Source organism: Dysgonomonas termitidis (assembly GCF_042654545.1).
GTDB classification, from domain to species: Bacteria; Bacteroidota; Bacteroidia; order Bacteroidales; family Dysgonomonadaceae; genus Dysgonomonas; species Dysgonomonas termitidis.
The window spans coordinates 1-644 of the sequence record NZ_JBHSGN010000204.1; the positions used below are offsets into that span (position 1 = coordinate 1).

The 644-nt window shown below is 54.5% G+C and carries 1 protein-coding gene; it reads left to right on the plus strand.

The genetic code is table 11. The annotated features are described in order from the left end of the window. Positions 1-17 precede the first annotated feature (17 nt). The coding region (locus ACFO6W_RS26185) for a DnaB-like helicase N-terminal domain-containing protein (protein ID WP_380002095.1) at positions 18-644 on the plus strand (627 nt) is incomplete at its 3' end.

Consider the following 644-nt stretch of genomic DNA (forward strand, 5'->3'; position numbering starts at 1 on the left):
AACAGGGTATACACCAGATGAAAAAGCAGGTACATACAGATACTCCGGCATATATGCCGCCGCATGACCCGGAACTGGAAAAGATCGTGCTCGGTACGGTTATCTCCAACCGCCACGGATATGATGAAGTCCGGGACATCCTGCACGAAGACTGTTTCTATGATGACTTCCACCGGAGGGTATTCAGGATCTTCAGGGAGATAGAGGCCAAAGGCGCCGAGCCCGATATCGCCGGCATAGCAAGCCTGTATAAAGCCGGAACCGGCGAAATAAAGCTTGTGGAGCTGGCAGGGATGGGCGAACTGACGGAAGTAACACAGGTGTACAGCCATACCCTGCGGCTCTCCGACCTCGATACACGGCGCAAGCTGGTGCAACTGGCCGATAGGGTCAGGCTCGAAGCTTATACGGACTCTACGGATATAGCCGACATTACGGCATATTGCGGCCAGGTACTGAAAAACCTCTATAGCATGCCGCAGAACCCGGTAACGACGATACAGGATGCCATCAAAGGCGTATACTCGATCATCGAGGCCAATAAGACCAATAAATGCCTTAGCGGCTCCCCTACGGGATTCCGGGAGCTGGACAGCAGGACAGGCGGCCTGCAAAAGTCCGACCTGGTCATCATCGCCGGGGAG